16 protein-coding genes and 3 pseudogenes are annotated in these 22,923 nt (G+C 60.7%); 4 read left to right on the top strand and 15 right to left on the bottom strand.

Annotated elements, in window-relative coordinates; translation table 11 throughout:
- Positions 1-60: 60 nt before the first annotated feature.
- The 3 genes from bktB (at position 61) to P0D80_RS31170 (ending at position 3,272) form a co-directional block, all read left to right on the top strand.
- On the top strand, positions 61-1,257 hold the full coding sequence (bktB, locus tag P0D80_RS31180; RefSeq protein ID WP_408289652.1) for a beta-ketothiolase BktB: 1,197 nt from the start codon (positions 61-63) through the stop codon (positions 1,255-1,257).
- 25 nt (positions 1,258-1,282) lie between these two features.
- Positions 1,283-2,134: a 3-hydroxybutyryl-CoA dehydrogenase gene (locus P0D80_RS31175; protein WP_408289665.1), complete on the top strand. Its 852-nt coding sequence runs from the start codon at positions 1,283-1,285 to the stop codon at positions 2,132-2,134.
- Between the two features lie 511 nt (positions 2,135-2,645).
- Complete coding sequence (locus P0D80_RS31170) at positions 2,646-3,272, top strand: hypothetical protein (RefSeq protein ID WP_408289649.1); 627 nt, start codon at positions 2,646-2,648, stop codon at positions 3,270-3,272.
- A 145-nt stretch (positions 3,273-3,417) separates the two neighbouring features.
- Here P0D80_RS31170 and P0D80_RS31165 read toward each other — a convergent pair whose 3' ends face one another.
- The 9 genes and pseudogenes from P0D80_RS31165 to P0D80_RS31125 all read right to left on the bottom strand — a co-directional run bounded on the left by P0D80_RS31165 (position 3,418) and on the right by P0D80_RS31125 (position 16,827).
- Positions 3,418-4,092, bottom strand: coding sequence for a hypothetical protein (locus P0D80_RS31165; protein WP_408289646.1), 675 nt, complete (start codon positions 4,090-4,092; stop codon positions 3,418-3,420).
- 252 nt (positions 4,093-4,344) lie between these two features.
- Positions 4,345-4,594 (bottom strand): annotated as a pseudogene (locus P0D80_RS31160) (IS5/IS1182 family transposase); the annotation flags it as partial.
- Between the two features lie 84 nt (positions 4,595-4,678).
- Positions 4,679-6,772 (bottom strand): glycogen debranching protein GlgX, encoded by a 2,094-nt coding sequence (gene glgX, locus P0D80_RS31155; protein WP_408289643.1) that lies wholly within the window; start codon positions 6,770-6,772, stop codon positions 4,679-4,681.
- Positions 6,756-9,251, bottom strand: coding sequence for a glycogen/starch/alpha-glucan phosphorylase (locus tag P0D80_RS31150; protein ID WP_408289640.1), 2,496 nt, complete (start codon positions 9,249-9,251; stop codon positions 6,756-6,758). Before P0D80_RS31150 ends, glgX begins: the two co-directional genes overlap by 17 nt.
- A 44-nt stretch (positions 9,252-9,295) precedes the next feature.
- Positions 9,296-11,692: a phosphoketolase family protein gene (locus P0D80_RS31145; protein ID WP_408289637.1), complete on the bottom strand. Its 2,397-nt coding sequence runs from the start codon at positions 11,690-11,692 to the stop codon at positions 9,296-9,298.
- Positions 11,693-11,736: 44 nt separating this feature from the next.
- Positions 11,737-11,967, bottom strand: a pseudogene (locus tag P0D80_RS31140) (arginine deiminase family protein); the annotation flags it as partial.
- A gap of 1,025 nt (positions 11,968-12,992) precedes the next feature.
- Positions 12,993-15,347: a mechanosensitive ion channel family protein gene (locus P0D80_RS31135; protein ID WP_408289662.1), complete on the bottom strand. Its 2,355-nt coding sequence runs from the start codon at positions 15,345-15,347 to the stop codon at positions 12,993-12,995.
- Positions 15,348-15,573: 226 nt separating this feature from the next.
- Positions 15,574-16,287 (bottom strand): IS6 family transposase, encoded by a 714-nt coding sequence (locus P0D80_RS31130; RefSeq protein ID WP_408289659.1) that lies wholly within the window; start codon positions 16,285-16,287, stop codon positions 15,574-15,576.
- A gap of 327 nt (positions 16,288-16,614) precedes the next feature.
- Positions 16,615-16,827: a DUF2964 family protein gene (locus P0D80_RS31125; protein ID WP_132383185.1), complete on the bottom strand. Its 213-nt coding sequence runs from the start codon at positions 16,825-16,827 to the stop codon at positions 16,615-16,617.
- A gap of 157 nt (positions 16,828-16,984) precedes the next feature.
- Between P0D80_RS31125 and P0D80_RS31120 the strand changes: the two are divergent.
- Positions 16,985-17,304 (top strand): annotated as a pseudogene (locus P0D80_RS31120) (IS3 family transposase); the annotation flags it as partial.
- A 349-nt stretch (positions 17,305-17,653) separates the two neighbouring features.
- On the opposite strand, the gene P0D80_RS31115 reads toward P0D80_RS31120, so the two are convergent.
- The 6 genes from P0D80_RS31115 to P0D80_RS31090 all read right to left on the bottom strand — a co-directional run bounded on the left by P0D80_RS31115 (position 17,654) and on the right by P0D80_RS31090 (position 22,918).
- On the bottom strand, positions 17,654-18,022 hold the full coding sequence (locus P0D80_RS31115; RefSeq protein WP_408182201.1) for a BON domain-containing protein: 369 nt from the start codon (positions 18,020-18,022) through the stop codon (positions 17,654-17,656).
- Positions 18,023-18,052: 30 nt separating this feature from the next.
- Positions 18,053-19,198 carry a porin gene (locus P0D80_RS31110; protein WP_408182199.1) on the bottom strand — a complete coding sequence of 382 codons (1,146 nt, stop codon included), beginning with the start codon at positions 19,196-19,198 and terminating at the stop codon, positions 18,053-18,055.
- 92 nt (positions 19,199-19,290) lie between these two features.
- A complete protein-coding gene (locus P0D80_RS31105) occupies positions 19,291-20,919 on the bottom strand; it encodes a 3-(methylthio)propionyl-CoA ligase (protein ID WP_408289632.1) in 1,629 nt (542 codons plus the stop codon).
- Between the two features lie 41 nt (positions 20,920-20,960).
- Positions 20,961-21,317: a Rieske (2Fe-2S) protein gene (locus tag P0D80_RS31100; RefSeq protein ID WP_408289629.1), complete on the bottom strand. Its 357-nt coding sequence runs from the start codon at positions 21,315-21,317 to the stop codon at positions 20,961-20,963.
- A 184-nt stretch (positions 21,318-21,501) separates the two neighbouring features.
- Positions 21,502-22,062, bottom strand: coding sequence for an RBBP9/YdeN family alpha/beta hydrolase (locus tag P0D80_RS31095; RefSeq protein ID WP_408289626.1), 561 nt, complete (start codon positions 22,060-22,062; stop codon positions 21,502-21,504).
- A 7-nt stretch (positions 22,063-22,069) separates the two neighbouring features.
- On the bottom strand, positions 22,070-22,918 hold the full coding sequence (locus P0D80_RS31090; protein ID WP_408289623.1) for a TauD/TfdA dioxygenase family protein: 849 nt from the start codon (positions 22,916-22,918) through the stop codon (positions 22,070-22,072).
- Positions 22,919-22,923: the final 5 nt, after the last annotated feature.

The following is a 22,923-nucleotide window of genomic DNA, read 5'->3' as shown; positions in this document are numbered from 1 at the left end:
TCGATACCCGGGGCGTCGGAAACGATGCCTGCGTGCGCCATCTAAATCAAGGAGTGCAACGTGCAAAGAGAGGTCGTTATTGTGAGCGGTGTGCGCACCGCCATTGGAAAGTTCGGCGGAAGCCTGAAAGACGTGCCGCCGACCGAGCTTGCAGCGCTTGTAGTGCGAGAGGTAGTGGCACGGGCCAATGTTGCCGGCGATCAGGTAGGACATGTAGTCTTTGGCAATGTTATCGCAACTGAACCCAAAGACATGTACATGGCACGCGTGGCCGCCATTAACGGAGGTGTCTCCGAAGCGGCGCCGGCACTGACCGTGAACCGCCTGTGCGGCTCTGGATTGCAGGCCATTATCTCTGCCGCGCAAGCAATTCTGCTGGGTGACGCCGACGTTGCCATCGGTGGCGGCGCGGAAAACATGAGCCGTGCGCCCTACATGACTCCCGACACACGCTTTGGCGTGCGGATGGGCGATGCGCGTCTGATCGACATGATGCTCGGCGCGCTTAATGATCCCTTCCATGCTGTTCCCATGGGGATCACGGCAGAGAACGTTGCGCAGAAATATGGCATCACGCGCGAACAGCAGGACGCATTGGCTGTGGAATCGCACCGGCGTGCGGCGCGCGCGATCGCCGAAGGGCGCTTCAAGGAGCAGATTGTTCCGGTAACGCGCCGGGTCAAGGGGAAAGAGGTGTTGTTCGACACGGACGAGCACGTGCGTCCAGACGTCTCCCTTGACGACCTTTCCGGTATGCGACCTGCTTTTCAGAAGACCGGTGGCACCGTAACGGCGGGTAACGCATCCGGTATCAATGACGCTGCCGCCGCCGTCCTGATGATGGAGCGAGGAGTTGCCGAACAACGCGGGCTCAAGCCGCTGGCCCGGCTGGTGTCCTACGCTCATGCCGGCGTGGATCCGCTCTATATGGGCATCGGTCCCGTGCCAGCCACGCGCATCGCGCTCCAACGCGCGGGTCTGGAGATTCGCGATATCGACGTGATCGAAGCAAACGAAGCATTCGCCGCACAAGCCTGCGCCGTCGCACAAGAACTCCAGTTCGACGCTGACAAAGTGAACCCCAACGGGTCCGGCATTTCACTGGGTCATCCGATCGGCGCAACCGGCGCATTGATCACCGTCAAGGCTCTCCACGAACTGAAGCGTGTTCACGGGCGCTTCGCGCTGGTGACCATGTGCATTGGCGGCGGTCAGGGTATCGCGGCTATCTTCGAAAACCTCCAGGCATCGCCATGAACTATTTGACTATCGGAGATCGAACATGACCATTGAAACGATCGGCGTCGTCGGCGCCGGAACGATGGGCAGTGGTATCGCGCAGATCGCCGCAACGGCCGGACTCAAGGTCGTTCTGATCGACGTCACCGAGACTGCCCTCACGCGAGGCATGGCGGCATTGCGGTCGAGCCTGGAGCGGCTTGTAGCGAAGAATACGATCGCCGCGGAGGTGGCCAGCGCGACGCTGGCGCGCATCGATACTTCAACCGACTATCAGCGCCTCGCCGATGTGGATCTGGTCATCGAGGCCGCAACCGAACAGGTCGAGCTGAAACGCGCGGTCCTGAAGCAGATCGAAGCGGTCGCAAAACAACACGCGATTATCGCCACGAACACCTCGTCGATCTCCATAACATCGTTGGCATCGAATCTTGCCGATCCTTCCCGCTGCGTCGGCATGCACTTCTTCAACCCGGTGCCCCTGATGCCGCTCGTCGAGATCATCCGTGGTGTGCAGACCAGCACGAAAACTGTCGACGCAATTCACGAATTGTCCCGCCGGCTCGACAAATCGCCAATCGGGGTCAAGAACTCGCCAGGATTCGTCGTCAACCGGATTCTGGTGCCGATGATCAACGAGGCATTTTTCGTTCTGGCGGAGGGAGTCGCAACGGCGGAAGAAATTGACGAGGGGATGCGTCTTGGCGCCAATCACCCCATTGGACCGCTTGCATTGGCGGATCTGGTGGGCCTCGATGTTTGCCTCGCCGTGTTAGAGGTACTCGCGAAGGACCTTGGCGATCAGAAGTATCGCGCCTGCCCTTTGCTTCGCGAACTGGTGGCTGCTGGGCGTCTCGGGCGCAAGACCCGGCACGGAGTCTACCGCTACGACTGATCAACGGTAAGTGCCAACGTCGACCGCCGTATTCAAGAGCATGAAACTATCCGTTCACGATGGGACTCACCTTCGAGATCAGTCCACCGCGAGCCTCGCGGTACATGTTCGCCCGCGCGAATTGCCCCTGAAAGACCTACACTGATAGACGGCACTGCCAAATTGCGAGGCTGGCCATCACCCCGGACAAGATTCGTTTGACGCCGAGAATGCATTTATCGCCGCAGCCGTCACGGGGGAATGTCCATGAAGACTCTGATAATGCTGGCGTGCGTGATGCTGTCGGCGAACGCGTTTGCAGAGTGCGCGAAGAACGCCCGTGGCGAAACGGTCTGTGGCACACCGCTATGAGCAAATCCGTACATGAGCACCTGCAGCGCAGAACGAAGTGCAGCGGCGGTTCAAGGCGCGCCGTGGACAAGATGGTCTCGCTCCGGCCAAGGCAGTAATGAACAGGCCGGGCGCGACGCGCGCATCGCAAACAAGTACCTGATCGCACAAGGTGACTGCCATGCCATTCCGATCGAATACACGCATTTCCGCTGCCCGCCGCTGTATTTGCATTCTTGCGGCTTTGGGCTTGTCCGCCGCATGGATTCCCGAGTGCGGTGCGGACGACGCCGTCCCGTCGGCGGCTGCGCAAGCCGTCCCAAGCGGCGCATCCGTCGACAGCGAGAGCGGCACCGTCAGCCTGATCGACCAGCGAAACGCAATCATCGTCGTGACCGTGCCGGGCCACGAGGATCTGAGTTTCAACGCTAAAAACCACCGGGACGCACTCAGCGCCGTCAAAATCGGCGACAAGGTCACGGCGAGCTATCTGGAACCCTATGTCACTGAGCTGTCGCTCGCGAAGGGCGTGCCGCTCACGCGCCTGAACCGCACGGTCAAGCTGACCCAGTATTCTCCGGGTGCCGGACAAGAGGAGTTTCAGGCGCTCAGAGTCTTCCAGGGCGTGGCCGAAGTCACCGGCGTCGATCACAAGCTCAACCTGCTGACGATCGAGGACAAGGAAGGTACGGCGCATTCGGTCCGGGTCAGCCGCCCCGAGCTCGTCAAAGTGATGCAGTCTCTCGCGCGCCATAGTCACGTGAGGATCACGTATGAATCCGAGACCACGGTGGTTGTCGCGCGCTAGGGTGACATCGCAGTGACACAGACGTTCCTCCAGCCAACCATTACGAACGCTATGCCACGCCAGGATCGCCCGCTGCTCGACGGAGTTGATCGCTACAAAACGGTTTCCAGACCGCAACCAGCCAGCTGTGCAATCCGGATCGAATCTAGAATCGAAACGTCGCGCTCAGGACTGGGCCCTTGAAACGCAGACTTTGAACAAGTTGATCACCCGAACCGTAGAACGCGAGATAGCGATATGACAGGGTGACGTCGCCCCACTTCATTGCATACGCGATACCGGACGCAGCCTGCCAGGTAAAGTCCGATGTACCGGTGCCTACATCGAGATAGAACGGAACGTACCAGTGGCCATCGCCGGTGAGTGACATTCGACCGCGAACGCCGATAAACCCGTCATAGATATCCGCGCTTTGCGACGCGTCGAATTCCGGGGTGAAACCTAGTCCGGCACCTCCAGCAGTGGTGTTGCGAGACACGTCGAGCGAGCTGCGCACGCCAAGATAGCGGATGCCCACAATCGCATCGAGTGTGACGCGCGACAGCTGTACGACGGTGTGGCCGCCACCCAACTGAATCAATACGCCCTCGAAGCTGGTTTCGCCGCTGCTTTCCAGTTGACGCTCGAGAGCACCGCTGCCCTTTGTCTGTACTGTTGCGGAGTGATTGCCGAAGTTCAGATAAATTGCGTCGGCGAAGATGCTCCAGTCGCCCTTGCGCGCTTCGCCCTGCAGCATCGCAAAAAAACGGATGTTCTGGAAATAGTTATACGGGCCAGTCGATGCATCGGCCTCTCCGTTGTCCGGCAACGAGAAACGCATCGAACCGTCGACGCTGGGCAACCAGACATAGGGCGTCAGAGCGAATTGCCACCGAGTGCTGGCATCTACAATGGGAGGTGTGTCCGCCCACGCTGGCAAACTTATGAGCGCGACACTCGAAAGCGCGATTCGAAGAATACGGCGACGCATAACGAGCCCCTACGCAACGATTGACCTGGAAGCGCACTTCCATGCCCTCGATGATTGGGTGGACATGAAGTACCCGGAAAACGGTGCAACTTAATGGAAGGGCCGTACGGTCATTGCGTTCGGCGCTCGGTCGGGTCGACGCCGCATGATTTCTAGTACGCGTTCGTGCTCCCATCGTCGAATACACCGATATTCATTTGTGCTACATCGGTCCTTGAGGAGGTAACGCCGGCAGGGCGTCGGGCCAGTACACGTGCAGATTCGGATCGTGTTCAACAGTGGTAGAGCGATGGACCGCCCGCTCGACAACGGAGACATCTACGATCCTCACGGCGCTGTCCTTGCCGATGTAGTTCACCAATACATCCGAGAAGTAATGCAACCTGCTTGGGGTCGCGATGGTCATTCATGCCGTCACGTCGCTCGGCAGGTCCGTTCACCTCTCTTCGAAAACCACCACACTTCGCGCTTGCACACGACATGCTTTGCTTTCCGCCCTGACCTCTTCGGCAAGCGGGACGATGTCGTGCGGTGGGACGGCTGCCGTGTCGACGACGCGCCGCCAGCCCCGCTCGTCGAGGTCAGGAAGCGCGACGAGGCGCGCGACTTGGTCCATGTTGAACACCACGTGCAGCAGCGGCTCGTCGGAAGCTTGCCCGGCAAGCGTGAAAGCGAGGAGACGGGCTTCCGGGTCGTGCCATGCGGGCTCATGCAGGCGCTCGCCGTGCCAGGCCACGTCGGGGTGCGTCTGCCCGCTTGCGGGACGCCCGGTGAAAAAGCGCGCACGGTGCAGACTCGCGTGCCGTTTGCGCAACGCAATCAACTCACGCACGAAGCGGGACATGTCCATACCGGCATCTGACGGCGTCCAGTCGAACCAGCCAAGTGCGTTGTCCTGGCAATAGCAGTTGTTGTTGCCACGCTGGCTGCGCAGTACCTCGTCGCCGGCGAGTAGCATCGGTACGCCCCGGCTCAAGAACAGGATGGCAATCAGATTCCGCGCCTGGAGGCGTCGAAAGCGGAGCACTTCAGGGTCGTCGGTCTCGCCTTCGGTGCCGCAGTTCCACGAGATATTTGCATCGCTGCCGTCGCGATTCTCTTCGCCGTTGGCTTCGTTGTGCTTTACCTCGTAACTCACCAGATCGTTTAGCGTGAAGCCGTCGTGGCAAGTGACGAAATTGATGCTGTTGCTGGGGAGCCTGCCGTCGTCCGCATAGAGGTCCGAGCTTCCCGCGATGCAGCTGGCAACTTTGCCGACGAGGCCGCGATCGCCGCGCACGAATTGGCGAATCACATCCCGGTAGCGGCCGTTCCACTCGGCCCAGGCCATGCCAGGGAAAGCGCCGACGTGATAAAGACCGGCAGCATCCCATGCTTCGGCGATCAGCGGCACGCGCGAAAGCACTCGCGAAGACTCGATAGCCCAGGGAATCGGCGGGTCGGCCATCAGATCGCCTCGCTGGTCGCGCGCGAATACGCTTGCCAGATCGAAGCGGAATCCGTCGACGCCCAGCTCCTCCACCCAGTATTCGAGGCAATGCACAATGAATGCGGTTACCACAGGATGGTTGCAATTGACCGTATTTCCGCAGCCCGTGTAATCGCGGTAGCGGCGCCGGTCGCCCCCGTCGAGATGGTAAAAGATGTCGTTCGCCAGGCCCTTGAAGTTAATCACCGGCCCTGAAGCATCGCCTTCCGCCGTATGGTTGAAAACGACATCGAGCAGCACGAAGATGCCCGCGGCATGCAACGCGTCCGTGAGCTCCCGGAATTCCTGCGGAGCGCGATTGGTATCGATGCAGTATCGGGGATGCGGGCTGTAGTAGCTGTGCGTGCTGTAGCCCCAATAGTTGCAAAGCCCGCGCACGGCTGCGGCTTGCGGCACGTCCTGCTCATCGAAGGCCATGACCGGCAGCAGTTCGACGTGGGTGACGCCGAGCTGCTTCAGATACGGAATTTTTTCGATTAAACCGGCGAACGTTCCGGGATGCGCTACACCGCTCGAAGGATGGCGGGTGAAACCGCCGACGTGTAACTCGTAGATAATCGCGTCGTCCAGTCCGCGCGATGCTCGGCTGCCGGACGCGAGCATCGGCTCCGTCACGATCGCGCGGTGTGTTGCATGCCCGGCGTCGGCCGTATCGCCAGCAGGGCGCCGTGTCCATAGATCAGTTGACACGGCACGGGCAAAAGGATCAAGCAGTTCCTTGCTCGGATCGAACGCGCAGCCGGTATGCTGCGTGTCCCGCGGTCCGTCCGCGCGCCATGTGTAACAGATGTGCAGCGGCAGGTTTTCCACCAGCACATGCCAGTAGAAGAAGGTTCGATTACGCTCGGACACGAGCGGGACGATCTGGAACGGCTCGCGACTGCTCGGGGCCGCATAGAGCAGAAGTTCCACCTGCGTTGCGTGGCGGCTGAAAACGCAAAAGTTGACTCCCCCGGGCACAACCGTTGCGCCCGGGGGGAAACGGGATCCGGGATGAACCGGATAAACTCGGGCCGGGCCGGTTTCAGAGTCGCTGGTCAAGATCGACGCTCACCGGGTGAATCTTCCAGATCTGTTCGCAATACTCGCGTATCGCGCGGTCGGAGGAGAACTTGCCCGCCCGCGCGGTGTTGAGTATCGACATACGGGTCCAGCGTCTCGCATCCTGCCAGGCGGCGCTCACCTCCTCCTGGCACGCCACGTAGGCCGCATAGTCCGCCAACACGAGGAACGGATCGGTTTGCCGCAGATTTTCGATCAACGGGCGGAACATATTGCGGTCTCCACGCGAGAAGTGCCCACCCGCGATCAGATCCAGTGCTTCACGCAGTTCCTCGTTCGCATTCACGCAATCCGCCGGACGATAGCCCTCGCAATGGATCTGCTCCACCTGGTCTGCGGTCAGGCCAAAAAGGAAAAAATTCTGATCGCCCACTTCCTCCCGGATTTCGACGTTCGCGCCGTCGAGTGTCCCGATGGTCAGTGCGCCGTTCATCATGAATTTCATGTTACCGGTGCCTGACGCTTCCTTGCCGGCGGTGGAGATCTGCTCGGACAAGTCGGCGGCCGGATAGATAAAGTGTGCGTTCTTCACGTTGAAGTCCGGGAAGAACACGACCTTCAGCCTGCCATCCATCGCAGGATCATTGTTCACGACTTCGGCCACACCGTTGATCAGTCGAATGATCAGCTTGGCCATTGCATACCCCGGCGCCGCTTTTCCGCCGAACACGAAACAGCGGGGCGCGACAGCCCGTTGCGGGTCGCGACGCAAACGCTGATACAGCGTAACGACGTATAGCGCATTCAGGTGCTGGCGCTTGTACTCGTGAATGCGCTTGACCTGAATGTCGAACAACGCGGTAGGGTCGACGACGACACCAACCGCGCTCCGCATGTGCTGCGCCAGAGCCTCCTTGTTCGCACGCTTGACGCCGCGCCACTCGTCCTGGAAGGCCGCGTCGTCGGCATGCGCTTCGAGAGCCCGAAGCCGCGTGAGGTCGGTCACCCATCCCTCCCCCACCGTCTTGTCCAGCAGCCGCGCCAATCCCGGGTTGCTGAGCAGCATGAAGCGACGCGGGGTGACGCCATTGGTCACGTTATGAAAGCGCTCGGGCCACAGTTGCGCGAAGTCGCGCATCACGGTCTGCTTGAGCAACGCGGAATGCAGCGCCGCCACGCCGTTCACGGCACAACACCCGACAGTCGCCAGATGCGCCATGCGCACTTTTTTCTCGCCTGCCTCGTCGATCATCGACATCCTCGCGAGGCGTGCGTCGTCGCCGGGATAACGTTGCCGGACCTCGTCGAGAAAGCGGCGGTTGATCTCGTAGATGATTTCGAGCGGGCGCGGCAGCAGGCCGCGAAAGAGCGGCAGCCCCCAAGTCTCGAGTGCTTCAGGCAGCAGCGTATGGTTCGTATAAGCGAGCGTGCGCCGGGTGATGCTCCACGCCTCGTCCCAAGGCAGCAATCGCACGTCCACGAGCAGGCGCATCAGTTCCGCAACGGCGATTGAAGGATGGGTATCGTTCAGTTGCGCCGCAAACATGTCCGCGAAGCGCCCAACGGGTTCGCCCTTGAGATCGAGCAGGCGCAGCATGTCCTGCAGCGAGCAGGAGACAAAGAAGTACTGCTGCGCGAGACGGAGCCGCTTGCCGGCTTCGGGCTCGTCGTTGGGGTAAAGTACCTTGGATAGCGTTTCGGATATCACCTTCTCCTGCACGGCCTGGTAATAATCGCCAGCGTTGAAGTCCTGCAGATCGAAGGACTCGACGGCTTCGCTCTTCCACAGGCGCAGCGTATTGCAGGTATTGACCCGGAATCCCAGCATCGGCGTATCGCAGGCCACGCCCTTGACCATGTGCGCCGGAATCCATTGCACGCGCAGGCGGCCCTGCGGATCGGTCTCGCTTTGCGTATGTCCGCCGAACGCAACGTAGTAAGCCACGTTCGGGCGCACGATCTCCCACGGGTTGCCCTTCTGCAACCACTTGTCGGTAACTTCCACCTGCCAGCCGTCGCGGATCTCCTGATCGAAGATGCCAAACTCATAGCGTATGCCGTAGCCCACGGACGGTATTTCGAGCGTCGCCAGTGAGTCCAGATAGCAGGCGGCAAGCCGTCCGAGCCCGCCATTGCCGAGTCCCGGCTCTTCCTCGATCGCGAGCAGCGCGTCGAGGTCCTGGCCGAGCGCCTGCATGGCGGCACGCGCATTGGCCTCGATACCCAGATTGACGAGGTTGTTGCCGAGTTGCGGTCCGATCAGGAACTCTGCGGAGAAGTAGCAAGTCACCCTCAACTCGCGTTCGGCATAGGTCTGGAACGTCGCAGCCCAGCGCGCCAGCATGCGATCACGCACACTGTAGGCAAGGGCCATGTACCAGTCATGCGGGGTAGCGATGCCCGGCGGACGGGCCTGCAGGCAGATGAGATTGTCGAGCACGCCGCGCTTCAGCGCGTCGGCATCCAGCCCCGTTCGCGCGGAACTGCGGATAGCGGTGGTGGTCGGGTCGGCAGCCATAATCGTTTCCTGCGGTTATCGGGGCTGGCGATCGGGGCTGGCGTTCACTCGGGCCATACCCAATCGGTGATCTCCGCGCGATCGATGCCATGCGTGTGCGCGTAGTCCAGGTTGCTGATGATCGCGTCCTTCATGTCTTCCCTGAGATGCGCTGTCCTGCCCTGCAATCGCGGCACGCGGTCGAGTACGTCGATCACCAGATTGAAGCGGTCGACCTGATTGAGAATCGCGAGTTCGAGCGGAGTGTTGATGTTGCCCTTCTCCTTGTAGCCGCGTACGTGCAGATGCTCGTGATTGCGAAAGCGATAGGCCAGTTTGTGGATCAGCCACGGGTAGCCGTGGAAGTTGAAGATCACCGGCTTGTCGACGGTGAAGAGGCTGTCGAACTCGCGCTCGGTCGAGCCATGCGGATGCTCGCTCGCGGGCTGCATCCTGAAGAGGTCCACGACGTTCACGAAGCGCAGTTTCAGCTCCGGCAGCCGTTCGCGCAGGATGGCCGTGGCCGCCAGCGCCTCCTGGGTGGCAACGTCGCCGCACGCGGCCATGACAACATCCGGTTCCTCACCTTCGTCGTTGCTTGCGCGCCGCCAGACGCCCAAGCCTTTCGCGCAATGCACTATTGCCTCGTCGATGGTCGTGAATTGCAGGTGCTTCTGCTTGTCCGCGACGATGACGTTGATGCAGTCGGTCGACCGCAGACACCCGTCGGCCACGGCAAGCAGCGTATTCGCGTCCGGGGGAAGGTAGACGCGCGTGACGGACGGGCTCTTGTTGGTTACGAGATCGATGAACCCCGGGTCCTGATGCGAAAAACCGTTGTGATCCTGCCGCCACACAGTCGACGACAGCAGAATGTTCTCCGACGATACCGACGCACGCCACGGCACGTGATTCTTGCTGATGTCCAGCCATTTCGCATGCTGGTTGAACATTGAGTCCACCACGTGCGCGAATGCCTCATACGTGTGAAAGAAACCGTGCCGCCCGGAAAGCAGATAGCCTTCGAGCCAGCCCATCAACGTATGCTCGGACAGCATCTCCATCACCCGGCCGTCGCGCGCCAGTTCCCCGCCGTCCTCGTCTTCCGGCAGGAGATCGGCCATCCAGATCTTCTTGCTGACCTCGTAGATCGACTGAAGGCGGTTGGACGCCGTTTCGTCGGGGCCAAACACCCGGAAGGTGTTCATGTTTTCGCGCATCGTGTCGCGCAGGAATTCCCCGAGCGGCCGGGTATTCTCTTGCAGCACCTTGCCCGCCTGTGTCACGTCTACCGCATACGCGCGGAAATCGGGCAACTTCAATTCACGGCGCAGTATTCCGCCGTTGGTATGCGGATTGGCGCTGATGCGACGTCGTCCTTTGGGCGCGAGGGCTTTCAGTTCGGGAAGCAGTCGTCCGTCGGCATCGAACAGTTCTTCGGGCTTGTAGCTGCGCAGCCAGCTATCCAGAAGCTCGAGATTCGCGGGATTGCCGCGCACGTCGGAGAACGGCACCTGATGCGAACGCCACGAGCCCTCGACCTTGTGTCCTTTGATCGTCTTCGGTCCCGTCCACCCTTTGGGCGTACGCAACACGATCATCGGCCAGCGCGGCCGCTCGACTTCGCCGCCAGCGCGCGCCTTATCGTGGATCGCGCAAATCTCGGCGACGACCGTATCGAGCGTGTCCGCCATCTTTTGATGCATCTCGGCATGGTCCGAACCTTCGACGAAATACGGCTTGTAGCCATAGCCCACGAACAGCGCTTCCAGCTCTTCGTGGCTGATGCGTGAAAGCACGGTGGGGTTAGCGATCTTGTAACCATTCAGGTTAAGAATCGGCAATACGGTGCCGTCCCGCGCCGGATTGACGAACTTGTTCGAATGCCAGGCCGTGGCAAGCGGTCCCGTCTCCGCTTCGCCATCCCCAACGACGCAGGCCACGATGAGCTCGGGGTTATCGAACGCGGCTCCGTACGCATGCGACAGGCTATAGCCAAGTTCGCCGCCTTCGTGGATCGAGCCAGGAGTTTCGGGCGTAACGTGCGAGCCGATGTGGCCTGGAAACGAGAACTGCTTGAAGAACTTCTGCATCCCCTCTGCGTCTTCGCTTTTGTCCGGATACACCTCCGAGTAGGTGCCTTCCAGATAAGCGGGGCCGAGTACGCCGGGAGCTCCGTGTCCGGGACCCGCCATGAAGATCACGTCCAGATCGTCGCGTTTGATCACGCGGTTCAGATGCGCCCAAACGAACGAAAGCGCTGGACTCGCGCCCCAATGCCCGAGGAGCCGCGGCTTGACGTGCTCCGCCTTGAGCGGCTCGCGCAGTAGCGGATTGTCCATTAGATAGATCATACCGACCGAGAGGTAGTTGCATGCGCGCCACCACGTATCGATCAGCCGAAGTTCATCGCTGCCAGGCCCAGTCTGCTCCGAAGCAGCCGTCGTAGGATGTGTGCCCATATCGATGTCTCCTGTCCTTGCGCATTGCCGTGTTCTCAATCCGGAACATCTTCCACAACCACGCCACCAATCAGGAATTCTGCGAGCCGGCGCGGTTCAAGGTTATCGAGCCAACTCCGTACTTCGCCGGCAAGGCCCACGCCGGTCGTGTTCGGGCGGGTCTTACGTTCGCGGATCCACGTTCGTGCCTCGGGGTTTTTGACTGCCTCGGTAAGCAGATGGTGCATCTCGACGACTTCAACGCCGCGTTCGCGCATCTTTGTCACAAAGAACAGACCATCACCTTGTGCAGCTTGCCGGCCTCGGAGTGAACTCCGAGGTTGAATGTCTCCGTGCTCACCATGCTGGTCCTGAATTGCGAGTGTGACGAATCTCTTGCAGGTTTCAGGGGGCGGCAACAACTCTCCGTTCTACAAACCGGATGGCAGTTTTCTTTGCGTACGTGAATGCCGCTCCCGGACTCATGCCTGTGGTGATGACTAGCGGGCCCCGGGGGCGTAGGAGTCGCACCGGATGCGACTCGGAGCCGAGCGCAATGGCATGCTGACCCCGGTAAACAAAGTGGCTACGGTTACGGTCGGCAGATCGACAAACGCGCGACGCAGCACGGTACAAACTAAAAAATAGCTTTGCTGACGCTTTGCCACAATAGGACTTTGGGTTTATTGGCCGATCGATAACGCTGGCTGAAGTGCGTTTCAGTTCAGATCAGTTCGTAATCGACTCGGCAGCCTGTTCTCCTTCGGTGACGGGCGGCGACCGCCGGGGCGACGGTATGCCGTCCTTCTTTCACACGGCTGACAACATTTCTCCTGCAAGCTTCGCGCAGATCAAGGTCAGTTTCGAGCCTGTTATGGGAATGCGGCGCGTGCGCCCGTCACCCGCCAAGATGACGGAGTACTGGAAGGAGCATGGCCGCTATGCCGACGTCCCGAGCGTGACGTCGTGGACGCACGACCTGCCTTTCAACGTTGACGAAAACCGCGTCCGCTCCCTGTTCTGCGCAATGGAGGCACGAATGGCACTCCCACCCGAGCTAGTCGGTGTGTCTGGAGACGGAGTGAGTTTGATGTCCCCGATGGGCGGCACCGCTTTGCCCTGCTGTCGGTCGGGGGCATGACGAGCTTCCCGACACACGTTCCGGCCGCTCGATCCTACGACATCGTCCGACAGATCGGTGCAAAGCAACCGGATCCGTGCTGGCATCGGAGAGAAACGAATTCATGCATGCGAGCAGATTGGGGTTATGCCGTCGATGCACTTGCGTTGGGATATGGCACTTGCGGCACCAATTACCGCTTCAACCGCGGCGCTGCCCTTCCCTCTCGTCCTGGCCACCATCGTCAGGCTGTGACCATGCTCTCGGTCCGCTCGGCGGGGTGTGAACCCGCATATGCGGCACTGGAATCTCAATACCCGCCTCGTCCATCTTTCGTTTGAGCCGCGCATTAAAAGCGCGCACCACGCCCCACTGCTGCATCGGCCGCGTCTTGATCTGCCCTTTCACAACCATCCAGTTAGCCTCGAAACGCTCAAGCCCCCACACTTCGACGGGCGCAAGTATTTCGTTGCGCAGGCGAAAGTTTCCCTGCAGGTCTTCGCCCACTTCCACGATCATGCGTGTGACTTCATCAAGGTCAAGCGAGAAGGGCACTCGTACCTCGAACACCGCATTGGCGAAGTCACGCGACAGGTTTTTAACGATTTTTATCTGCGAGAAGGGAATGGTGTGAACCGCGCCTTGTCCGTCACGTAACCGGACCGTGCGAATCGTCAGGTCCATGACGATGCCGGCGTGGCTGCCGTCAATCTCAATCCAGTCACCGACCGAGATCGTCTCCTCGACAATGATGAAGAGCCCCGTGATCAGGTCGGTGACGAGCGTCTTCGCACCGAAGCCGACTGCAAGACCGATCACGCCTGCGCCCGCAAGGAGAGGCGTAAGATTGACGCCCAGGGTGGCGGCGGCGACGATGGCGGCGAGGGTCGCAACCGCCACGAAAACAGCGTTGCGCACGAGCGGCAACATAGTGCGTGCGCGCATGCCGGGATCGAGTGCCTTGTTCCGCGAACTGCTCGGGCCCAGCGCGTTGAGAATGGCGGTGTCGCACAGTATCCAGATGAACCAGGCGCCAAAGACCGTCGCGACAACTGTAATCAGTGCGTGCTTGAAACTGGGTGTCATCGCACTGTGCTTGATCATTCGCGCGATCGGTCCGCTCCACAGGTCCAGCTCGAATTGAATGTACGCGAGCCACATCAAAAGGACGAGCAGCGTGCTCACGAAGCGCAAGAGTCGCATCAGGTGCGGCGCGCGGCGCTGGGCGCGCGTGTCCCTTCGACGCGTCACGTGCATCAGCAGCGCCGACACGAACAGCGTGAGCACGAGTAACAGCGCACTGAGAAGCGACGGTTGTAGTACGTTCTCTTCCGAACCGCGCGCATCAACGATCGTAAAAACCGATGCGATCGCGATTAAAAGGACCGGGATGTTCCACAGCGATGCCAGGATATCGAGCGCTTCCGTGGCGAGTTTGTGATCACGCCTTTGCGCATACGGGCGATTGCGTATCAGATGCGTGACGGGCCGCCGGTAAGCGAGTGCGAAATAACCGATCAGCAGGGCCGCAGCCACATTTGCGGATGCCGATACGAGCCCGGCGAGATTCAAACCGAGCAGGTTTGTCACGTCTGGATTGGCCGTCGCGTCACCGAGCGCACCACATGCACCGATAGCGAAAAGCGGCCAGCGGCTTTGCGCGAGCAGTTGATGAACTGCGACACGCCGGTGTGCCGTGTTGAACGCAGAGAACACAATCAGGCAGATTGCCGAGAAGATCGAACCCGCGACTATGGCATAGACGATCACAAGCCCCAGCGTGCCGCCGAGCGCGTCAGGCATTCCGCGCATGAACAGCGCCACCGCCACGAAAGCGGCGATCCATGGCGCCGTCCGCCAAAATGCAAAACTCAAGAGTTCGAACGAAGTTGGACCCGGTTCCAGCGTGAGCTTCCAGCCATAACGCGCACTGATGCGCCGCCGCAGATAGATCAGCAGGCCAGCGCACGCGCCCCAACCCACAAACGTCGCGATCATGCCAAGCAGGACATGGCCGAACGACTCCCCGCTTCCGCCGCTGAGAATAGTCCAAAGATCGTCGGCCGCCGCGCTCGAACGGGCCGCCCAGTAATGCAAGGGTGTGCGCCCTTCACTCAAATCCGTTTCGACAGACGCAATGCCTGACGCAATCGCGCCGAGCATATCGCTTTTGCCTTGTCCGGACGATGCCGGCGCAGCGGGGGCGGCACTTTGGGTACCTTCACGAAGCCCCTTCAGATGGGCTACCAGCGCTTTGCGTTGTGGATCGCTCTCGAGCGTGCCGATCAGGCTGTCCAGTGAGCGCGCCAGTTCGGCCTGACTCGCGGGCGTTGGTGCCGATGCAGCCTGCACTGCGGAAGCTGGCGGCGCGGTCCCACCCGTCACATTGTTGAGGATGTTTTGCAGCCCGGCGGGCAACGCGGCTGCCGCTGGACTGATGGCCGCCGTCGACAGAACGAGGAAGCTGGTCACGGCCAGCCATAAGCAGGCGCACCCAATGGCACACCACACGCCTTCATATAATCCAGCGTGCGCCGGCAGTCTGGCGGAGACCATGGCATGACTGGATTCACACTGCATAGAGGGGGTCATGGAGATCCCTTCCGAGAGGTCACCTCTGTGAGAGCTGGATCGCCCCGGGCTAACGCTATTACGAAAGCCTTGGCGCACCCGAACTGCGCTTCGTGCGGTTAAAGCATACATCACCATAAACCGATGCCCACTCGGCGTTTTGTTGCAGTAAGGCTCGCAGCCGAAAAGTGATCGATATGGGAAGCACTGCTTATATTGCCAGTTCGTGGAATCGATCTGCGGCGGACGGATGGGTTCCGCGAGCGCACTTCATCTGTCCTTTGGCGATCATATGCATCACTTCGATGCCGCCAGGAAGAATCCGGACGCAGCGAAAAGTCTTGAACCCCAGCATGGGTCGGGTGCGCCGCTTGATCGCCCGATGGTCTTGCTCGACGAGGTTGTTGGGATATTTGGACTGGCGGATCTTGACAGGCGTTTCACGGTCAGCATTGATGGCTTCGAGCGCCGCGAGATTGGCACCGCTCTTGTCGATGGTCACCGTCTCCGGGACGCCATTCTGGGCGATCGATTTCTCAAAATAACGCCGGGCTGCAGTCTTGTCCCGATGGGCGCGCGCCAGGAATTCGATGGCGTTACCGTCCTTGTCGACGGCCCGGTGAAGATATTTCCAGTCGCCCTTGACGCGTATGTACGTCTCATCCATTCGCCAGCTCTTTCCATCTGGCCGCTTGCGACGACGAAACGCTTTCTCCAGTACCGGCAACAGCTTGAGCGCCCAACGGGGCACGGTCGAATGATCGACCGACGTTCCACGTTCGGCCATCATTTCTTCAAGATGCCGCAGACTCAGCGGATAGGCGACGTACCAGCGCACGCACGTCAGAATCACCTCCAGTGGATAGCGCAAGCGTTTCAATACCTCGGCCAACGGCGGGTTCAGCGTTTTCGTCGATTCTCTCAGCAGCAACTTTGTATTGCTGGAATTCCACCGGTCATCTCTTACTGCAACACAGCCCGTTACTATGCGTGGATTGCGAGGGTGATCCGGTTGCGTATCGAGCGGCTCGCAGCGCCGCAATGCGATGCGCAGAACTCCCGTCTGGCGAACGATATGAGCGGGTTCTACGCACAAACAGGCGCCGCGGCGACGAAGCGGATGCAGGACACGCGGCGGGCGGCGCAAAAAAAGGACGCGTGAAGCGAAGAGCGATACGCGCGATCAGACGAAAAAGAAAAACGAAACCACACCTGCGCCGGCATTCGGTTCACAGTGAGCACGCTGCTATTGCTAGGTCTGCTTTTTCTTGCGCGGCAAGCCGGGAATCGAGATCAGGTTCAGCGCAATGACCGCGATCGCCACGCCGACGAAAATGGCGAGCGCGCCGTACCGGTATTCCATGCTGCGGTCATAGACCAGTCCGGTAATGGCGAAATAGAGACCACTGAGCCAGATGGCGATGCCCACTAATGCAATCGCAACCCGTCTTTCAGATTTCTTCATCGGGACCTCCAACATTTGCGACCGGTTTCCCAAAACATATTAGTTCGCTATTGCGGCCTTTGCCTGCCTTTGTCCTGCGACCCGGGCCACAAGCGTCGTTATCGTGTCGTGACGGACTCGAAACACAAGCTGCATGTCACGCAGAATCTGCTGGAGGTTTCCGCGTCGGCCTGAACCCGGCGCGCGGTATCGTTCGGACGGAGGCACCCAATTTGCTAGCCTCGACTTCCAGCGGATGCGCTGCTCGATGAGCGGCAAGGGTAATTGTTGGAAATGTACTGATGAAGACCTTCTTTAACAGCCTAAAGAACGAACGGGTGCCTGCTAACGCACTATCGCACCCATCAGGAAGTCGCTGCGGAGCTGTTCGAATACACGCTAGTGTTTTATTAGCGCAGTCGACGTCATTTGTCACTCGGCTTCGTACCGCCAGTTCAGTTCCTGCATGGCTGGATCAAAGCTCGGCAGATCAAGGATCCACGCATTCAGTGGCGCAGCTTATTTGTGCGAGACGAGCGAGCAGATTCACCGCGACGCCCGTTCTTTTCGCTAGAGACGTGACAACAAGGCATGGCAGGATAGGCTTCCGCCGGTTTTGGACGCCATGTGCAACGCATTTCTACTCGGCAAACAGGGTCGCGTCGAGCGTCAGAAAAATTGAACCGTGCCTTTGCCTCTCGGACGATGTCCTTGCACATGCGATCATCTCGCAAGGAGGCAAGGGCTGCGCGAAGCCGCCTGATCGGGTGTCACCCTATATGGGTGGAAGCCGGCGCGGCCAGTTGTCTTCGGCCTCGCCGTACTCCATGTGCCTGGCTATTGCAGCTTACATGCCGCCAAGCGGCTTCCTCACCGTCAGCTTGTTGGTCACCGACGTCACTCCTGGAACGCCCCTGGCGATCGCCTCGGCCTTGCCGATCTGGGCAGCTTCCGTGACCGCGCCATTCAGTGTCACCGCGCCGTCTTTCGCGATGACACTGATGTCTCCGGCGCTGATCTCCTTGTCCTTCCCGAAGGCGGCATAAATCCTGCGGCGCAGGGCACGGTCCGCTTTCCTGCCCGCGGGAGCCACGGAGCCCGATGCCGCCGTCGCGGACGCACCTTGCGCACTGGCTGCTTCACCGGTCTGGGACCACGCCGTCGTGGATACCGCAACGAATGCGGCGGCCACCAGCGCGAGTGTGATTGCTTTCATAGATTACTCCGGTTCATGAAGGTGACGGGATCAGAAGCTATGGCGAATGCCGACCATGGCCGCAGTGGTGGAGACGCCCGGCGCAACCGGATTCCCATAGATGATCGTCTGGTTCATCGTCCCCTTGTTGTCGACATAGCCGACTTGCGCGTACGCCTTGGTCCTTTGGGACAGGTTGTATTCGGCACCCACTGCGAATTCGCTCGAGTGATTCGCTGAATTGTTCCGGTCCTTCAGGTAGTAGTAGCCGGACGTGATCTTGAAGCGCGGATTGAACTGGTAGCCGAGGCCGCCCGACGCCATTTCGAAGTCGACGGTATTGCTCTTCGCCGGGTTTTTGCCGATGGCGTACGAGGCGGATAATGAAAACCCGCTGATCGTATACATCGCACCGAAATAATAGAAACGGTTATTGCTCTCGCCTGTCGCAGGCACGGCCGGAGCCGCCGGAAAGTTCTGCGGAAACGGATTGGTGTCATGTCCGTTGTAATACACAGCGGACAGGTTCAGACCGTAATTCGAATACTTGAGTACAGCCGACTCACGCGTGCCGCCCTGGAACTGTCCCGCGACGCCACCCGGCGCGTACTCGAGCGCAAGCGACGCGCCATAGAATTTCGGCGAATTGTAGACCAGCGCGTTGCTGTCATAGAGGGCGCCGATTGGAGCGTTCGTGCTGGTGCCGGGCCAGCCGGCTGCCTGATTGACGCCCAGCCACGCGGTCAGAATACTGCCGAAATACTGCGCGCCGCGTACGTCGGTTTCCGCCATGGCGTAGATCATCGGGATGATCTGCCGGCCGGCGTCGAACGTGCCAAACGGCCCGGTTGCGCCGATTGTCGCAAACTGGTTGAAGATCGCGGTCGTGCCGGGCGTGTCGGACAGCCCGAACCTGCCATTCGTGGTGTTGAACGTGCCTTGCAGCTTGAACGTGATCTTGTAGCCGGCGCCGATGTCCTCGCTTCCCTTCAGGCCCCAGAAGCTGGAATAGATTCCACCGTCCTTGAGCTGATAGACATGCCCCAGGTTACGCGCGTTCGGCAGAAAGGTTGCGGCCGAGGTGCTCTGATACAGAAGTCCCGTATCGAGTACGCCATAGAGCGTAACCGACGACTGGGAATGGGCCGCCGCGGAAAACACTAGCAGCACTGCCGAGCTATACGATTTTAATTTCATTACGTCTCCTCCGAGTGTGGGGCGCGCCGGGTAGACCCGGCAATTTATGACTTGTTGTTCGAATGAAACTGTGTTGTTGCCACGCAGGTATCTCAGGCCGGCAGGTAGTAGTCGCCGAACTGATCCCGAAGGCGGTTCTTGAGCACCTTGCCCGTGGCACCGAGCGGAACCGAGTCGACGAACAACACGGCGTCCGGCTTCCACCACTTCGCAACCCGATCGTCAAAGAACGTGAGCAGTTCGTCCGCGGCGAGCGTGCTGCCCGGCTTCCTCACGATCAGCAGCAGCGGCCGCTCGTCCCACTTCGGATGCCGCGCGGCGATGCATACCGCCGTCGTGACTTCGGGGTGCAGGTACGCGACGTTTTCGATGTCGGTCGAACTGATCCATTCGCCGCCGGATTTGATGACGTCCTTGCTGCGATCCGTAATCTGCATGAAGCCGTCGGGATCGATCCTGGCGACGTCGCCGGTCGGGAACCAGCCGTCGCGCAGCGCCGGTGTGTCGTCACTGCTGAAATACTCCCGCGTGACCCAATGACCGCGCACGAGAAGGTCGCCAGTCGCGGTGTCGTCCCACGGCAACGCGTTGCCTTGCAGGTCGACGATTTTCATGTCGATGCCGAACACCGGACGCCCCTGCTTCGCCTGAAGCGCGTAGCGTTGCGCCGCGGGCAGAGACACCTGATGTGCCTTGAAACTGCAGACGGTGCCAACCGGGCTCAATTCCGTCATACCCCATGCATGCAAGACGTCGACGTGATGGCGCTCCTGGAACGCCGCCGTCATCGCTGTCGGGCAGGGAGCGCCGCCGATAATCGTGCGCTTCATCGACGAGAACGAACCCTTGATCGCGTCGACATGCGCAAGCAGTCCCTGCCAGACTGTCGGCACGCCGGCCGAAAGCGTGACCTGTTCGTCCTCGATCAGTTCATGGAGCGATTGGCCGTCCAGCGCCGGCCCCGGAAACACCAGCTTCGCACCCACCATGCAGGCGATATACGGCAGTCCCCACGCGTTGACATGGAACATCGGCACGACCGGGAGGATCGCGTCGCGCGCCGAACAGTTCAGCGCATCCGGCAGCGCCGCCGCGTAGGTGTGCAGCAGGGTCGAGCGATGGCTGTATAGCACCCCCTTCGGATTGCCGGTCGTCCCAGACGTGTAGCACAGCGATGACGCGCTGTTTTCGTCCAGCAGAGGCCAGTCGAAAACGTCGCTTTGACCGTTGACGAGCTCCTCGTAGCACAGCAGCCTCGCCGGCAGCTCATGGTCTCGCGGCATGTGCGCGCGATCGGTCATGGCAACGAAGACCTTCGGACTCTTGACCCGCGACGCGACGCTCTCGATCAGCGGCAGAAACGTCAGGTCAAAGAACACAACGCGATCTTCCGCATGTTCGATGATGTACGCGAGCTGGTCGACGTGGAGCCGGGGGTTGAGCGTATGCAACACGGACCCCGCCCCGGACACGGCGAAATACAGCTCCATGTGCCGGTAGCCGTTCCACGCCAGCGTCCCTACCCGCTCGCCCGGCTCGATGCCGAGGCTTGCGAGGGCATTTGCCATGCGGCGCGCGCGTTGCGCAAAATCCCGGTACCGATACCGGTGAATGTCGCCTTCGACCCGTCGTGACACGATCTCCTGGTCGCCGTGATGGCGTTCCGCGTGCATGAGCAGCGAAGCAACCAGCAGCGGTTGCTGCATCATCAAACCTTGCATTCTGTTCCCCTAAATAGCTGTATGTTCCCGCACGGCCCGGATCACGGCGCCGAATTGCCCACCGGTGCCGGCGCGGGACCGGCGGCCGGGTCCTCGAGACTCACGACCAGCTTCCCGTCGACGGCCCGAACCGGGAAAGTCGTCAGGCTCAACCCGCCTACGCCCGGCATGCAGCCGGTGCGCACGTCGAAGCGCAGACCGTGCGCCGGGCAGCGCAGCACGCACCCCTCGAGCTGACCGCTTGCGATCGAGGCCCCGTTGTGGGGACATGCGTTGTCGATGGCGTGGATCGTGCCGTCGATGTTGAACAGGACAATGCTGCGGCCATCGACGAAGGCCAGTTTGCGCTGGCCTGGCGCGAGTTCATCGACCACTCCAACCGGTATCTGACGTGACATTTCCTGTTCCTCTAGCTTTGGACTGCAAACACCATGACTGCCAGCATCGCTGCGAGCGGGACACGGCCTCATCCGGATTGCGCTTGCCGATAAGGCACCGCGGGCAGATGAAGTCGAAGAAGGTTTCGCTCCGGGAAGGCCCGCTCGCTCGCGTCCCGATCTGGCTGTGCAGGTCCGGTTCTGATCAGACAAGCTCATTGATCAGCGTCTGCGCCATCGCCCATTCACCAAACCCTGCGGCCGGATTCAGGTGACCGACTTCGCCAAGGTCGACGAGACGACTGCCCCAGTTTTTCGCCATCGTCGCGACACGTTCGAACTGCGCGAGCGGATCGTTGCGGCTCGCGCCGACGATGCTCGGGAACGGCAGCGGCTTGCGTGGAACCGGATGCCAGCCGTTCTGGGCCAGTTCATCGATGGCCGGATAGCCCGCCGGCAGCGGCGTCTCCAGGTCGGCAGGAGCGGCGAGCAGCGCGCCGTGAATCCTGCGGCTGTGTTGCTGGGCCCAGTGCACCGTGATCATCACGCCCGCGCTATGCGCGACGAGGATCACCGGGCCATGGATTTTCGCGAGCGCGGCATCGAGCGCTGCGACGCGCGCCGCGCGACTGAGCTTGTCGCGCTCGAGCGGCGGCACTGAGGCGGCCTTGGGCAGCATCCGCTCCAGCAGTGTTTGCCAATGCTCCGCGACATGGTCGCGCAAGCCCGGCACCATCAGGATGGTTGGTGTCATATCGAGAGTCATGATGCAATCAGTACGGCCTGTCACCGACAATTCCGGCGCGCTCCATCTTGCGGTGACACGGCGCGTAATCCATCACGGCGTAGTGCTGTGTGCTGCGGTTATCCCAGATCGCGATGCTGTTGGGCTTCCAGCGCCAGCGGACCTGGTACTCGGGGATGTACGCCTGGCTAATGAGATAGCGCAGCAGGTCACCCGCACCCGGATTGGCGTCCTGCCCGAAGCGCACGCGCGCCGCCGTGTGGTAATTGGTGAAATGGGTGGTGAAGGCACTCACGAACAACACCTCCTCACCGGTCTCCGGGTGCGTGCGCACAACTGGATGCTCCGCATCCGGAAATTGCGCCTTAAGAGCGAGACGTTTTTCGATCGGCATCGCGGCACCAAAGCTCGCCTCGATGCTGTGGCGGGCGCGCAGATCTGCAATCTGGGCCTTGATGTGGTCCGGCAAGTTCTCGTAGGCGAGCACCATGTTTGCCCACATCGTGTCGCCGCCGACGGGCGGGCACTCCACGCAGCGCAGGACAGCGCCGAACTGCGGCGCCTCGCGCCAGGTGGCATCCGCATGCCACGCGTTTTCATACCGGTCGTTAGGCTGATCCGGGTTCTTGTAGATGCGTACGAGGCCCGGATGCTCCGGGTCGCTGCCGGCGACGGGATGGTCCTCCAGTTCGCCGAAACGGCGCGCAAACGCAAGATGCTCGGCGCGCGAGATGTCCTGGTCGCGCAGAAACAGCACCCGGTGTTTGAGCAGCGCCGCACGGATCTCCGCAAACAGGCCGTCATCGTCGACGGCGTCGGCCAGATTCACGCCGACCAGTTCGGCGCCGATGGCGCATGTCAATTGTTCGACTCGCATGGTGT

Source organism: Paraburkholderia sp. RL17-373-BIF-A, from assembly GCF_046030175.1.
Taxonomy (GTDB): domain Bacteria; phylum Pseudomonadota; class Gammaproteobacteria; order Burkholderiales; family Burkholderiaceae; genus Paraburkholderia.
This window is presented reverse-complemented; position numbering and strand designations above follow the sequence as displayed.

What these genes read in the sequence shown, in the direction of transcription:
- P0D80_RS31095 (WP_408289626.1), bottom strand. Translation starts at nt 22,062, where the DNA reads ATGACTCTCGATATGACACCAACCATCCTGATGGTGCCGGGCTTGCGC.
- P0D80_RS31135 (WP_408289662.1), bottom strand. Translation starts at nt 15,347, where the DNA reads ATGGTCTCCGCCAGACTGCCGGCGCACGCTGGATTATATGAAGGCGTG.
- P0D80_RS31100 (WP_408289629.1), bottom strand. Translation starts at nt 21,317, where the DNA reads ATGTCACGTCAGATACCGGTTGGAGTGGTCGATGAACTCGCGCCAGGC.
- P0D80_RS31165 (WP_408289646.1), bottom strand. Translation starts at nt 4,092, where the DNA reads ATGCGTTTCTCGTTGCCGGACAACGGAGAGGCCGATGCATCGACTGGC.
- P0D80_RS31105 (WP_408289632.1), bottom strand. Translation starts at nt 20,919, where the DNA reads ATGCAAGGTTTGATGATGCAGCAACCGCTGCTGGTTGCTTCGCTGCTC.
- P0D80_RS31145 (WP_408289637.1), bottom strand. Translation starts at nt 11,692, where the DNA reads ATGGGCACACATCCTACGACGGCTGCTTCGGAGCAGACTGGGCCTGGC.
- P0D80_RS31150 (WP_408289640.1), bottom strand. Translation starts at nt 9,251, where the DNA reads ATGGCTGCCGACCCGACCACCACCGCTATCCGCAGTTCCGCGCGAACG.
- P0D80_RS31175 (WP_408289665.1), top strand. Translation starts at nt 1,283, where the DNA reads ATGACCATTGAAACGATCGGCGTCGTCGGCGCCGGAACGATGGGCAGT.
- P0D80_RS31110 (WP_408182199.1), bottom strand. Translation starts at nt 19,198, where the DNA reads ATGAAATTAAAATCGTATAGCTCGGCAGTGCTGCTAGTGTTTTCCGCG.
- P0D80_RS31125 (WP_132383185.1), bottom strand. Translation starts at nt 16,827, where the DNA reads ATGAAGAAATCTGAAAGACGGGTTGCGATTGCATTAGTGGGCATCGCC.
- P0D80_RS31115 (WP_408182201.1), bottom strand. Translation starts at nt 18,022, where the DNA reads ATGAAAGCAATCACACTCGCGCTGGTGGCCGCCGCATTCGTTGCGGTA.
- P0D80_RS31090 (WP_408289623.1), bottom strand. Translation starts at nt 22,918, where the DNA reads ATGCGAGTCGAACAATTGACATGCGCCATCGGCGCCGAACTGGTCGGC.
- P0D80_RS31170 (WP_408289649.1), top strand. Translation starts at nt 2,646, where the DNA reads ATGCCATTCCGATCGAATACACGCATTTCCGCTGCCCGCCGCTGTATT.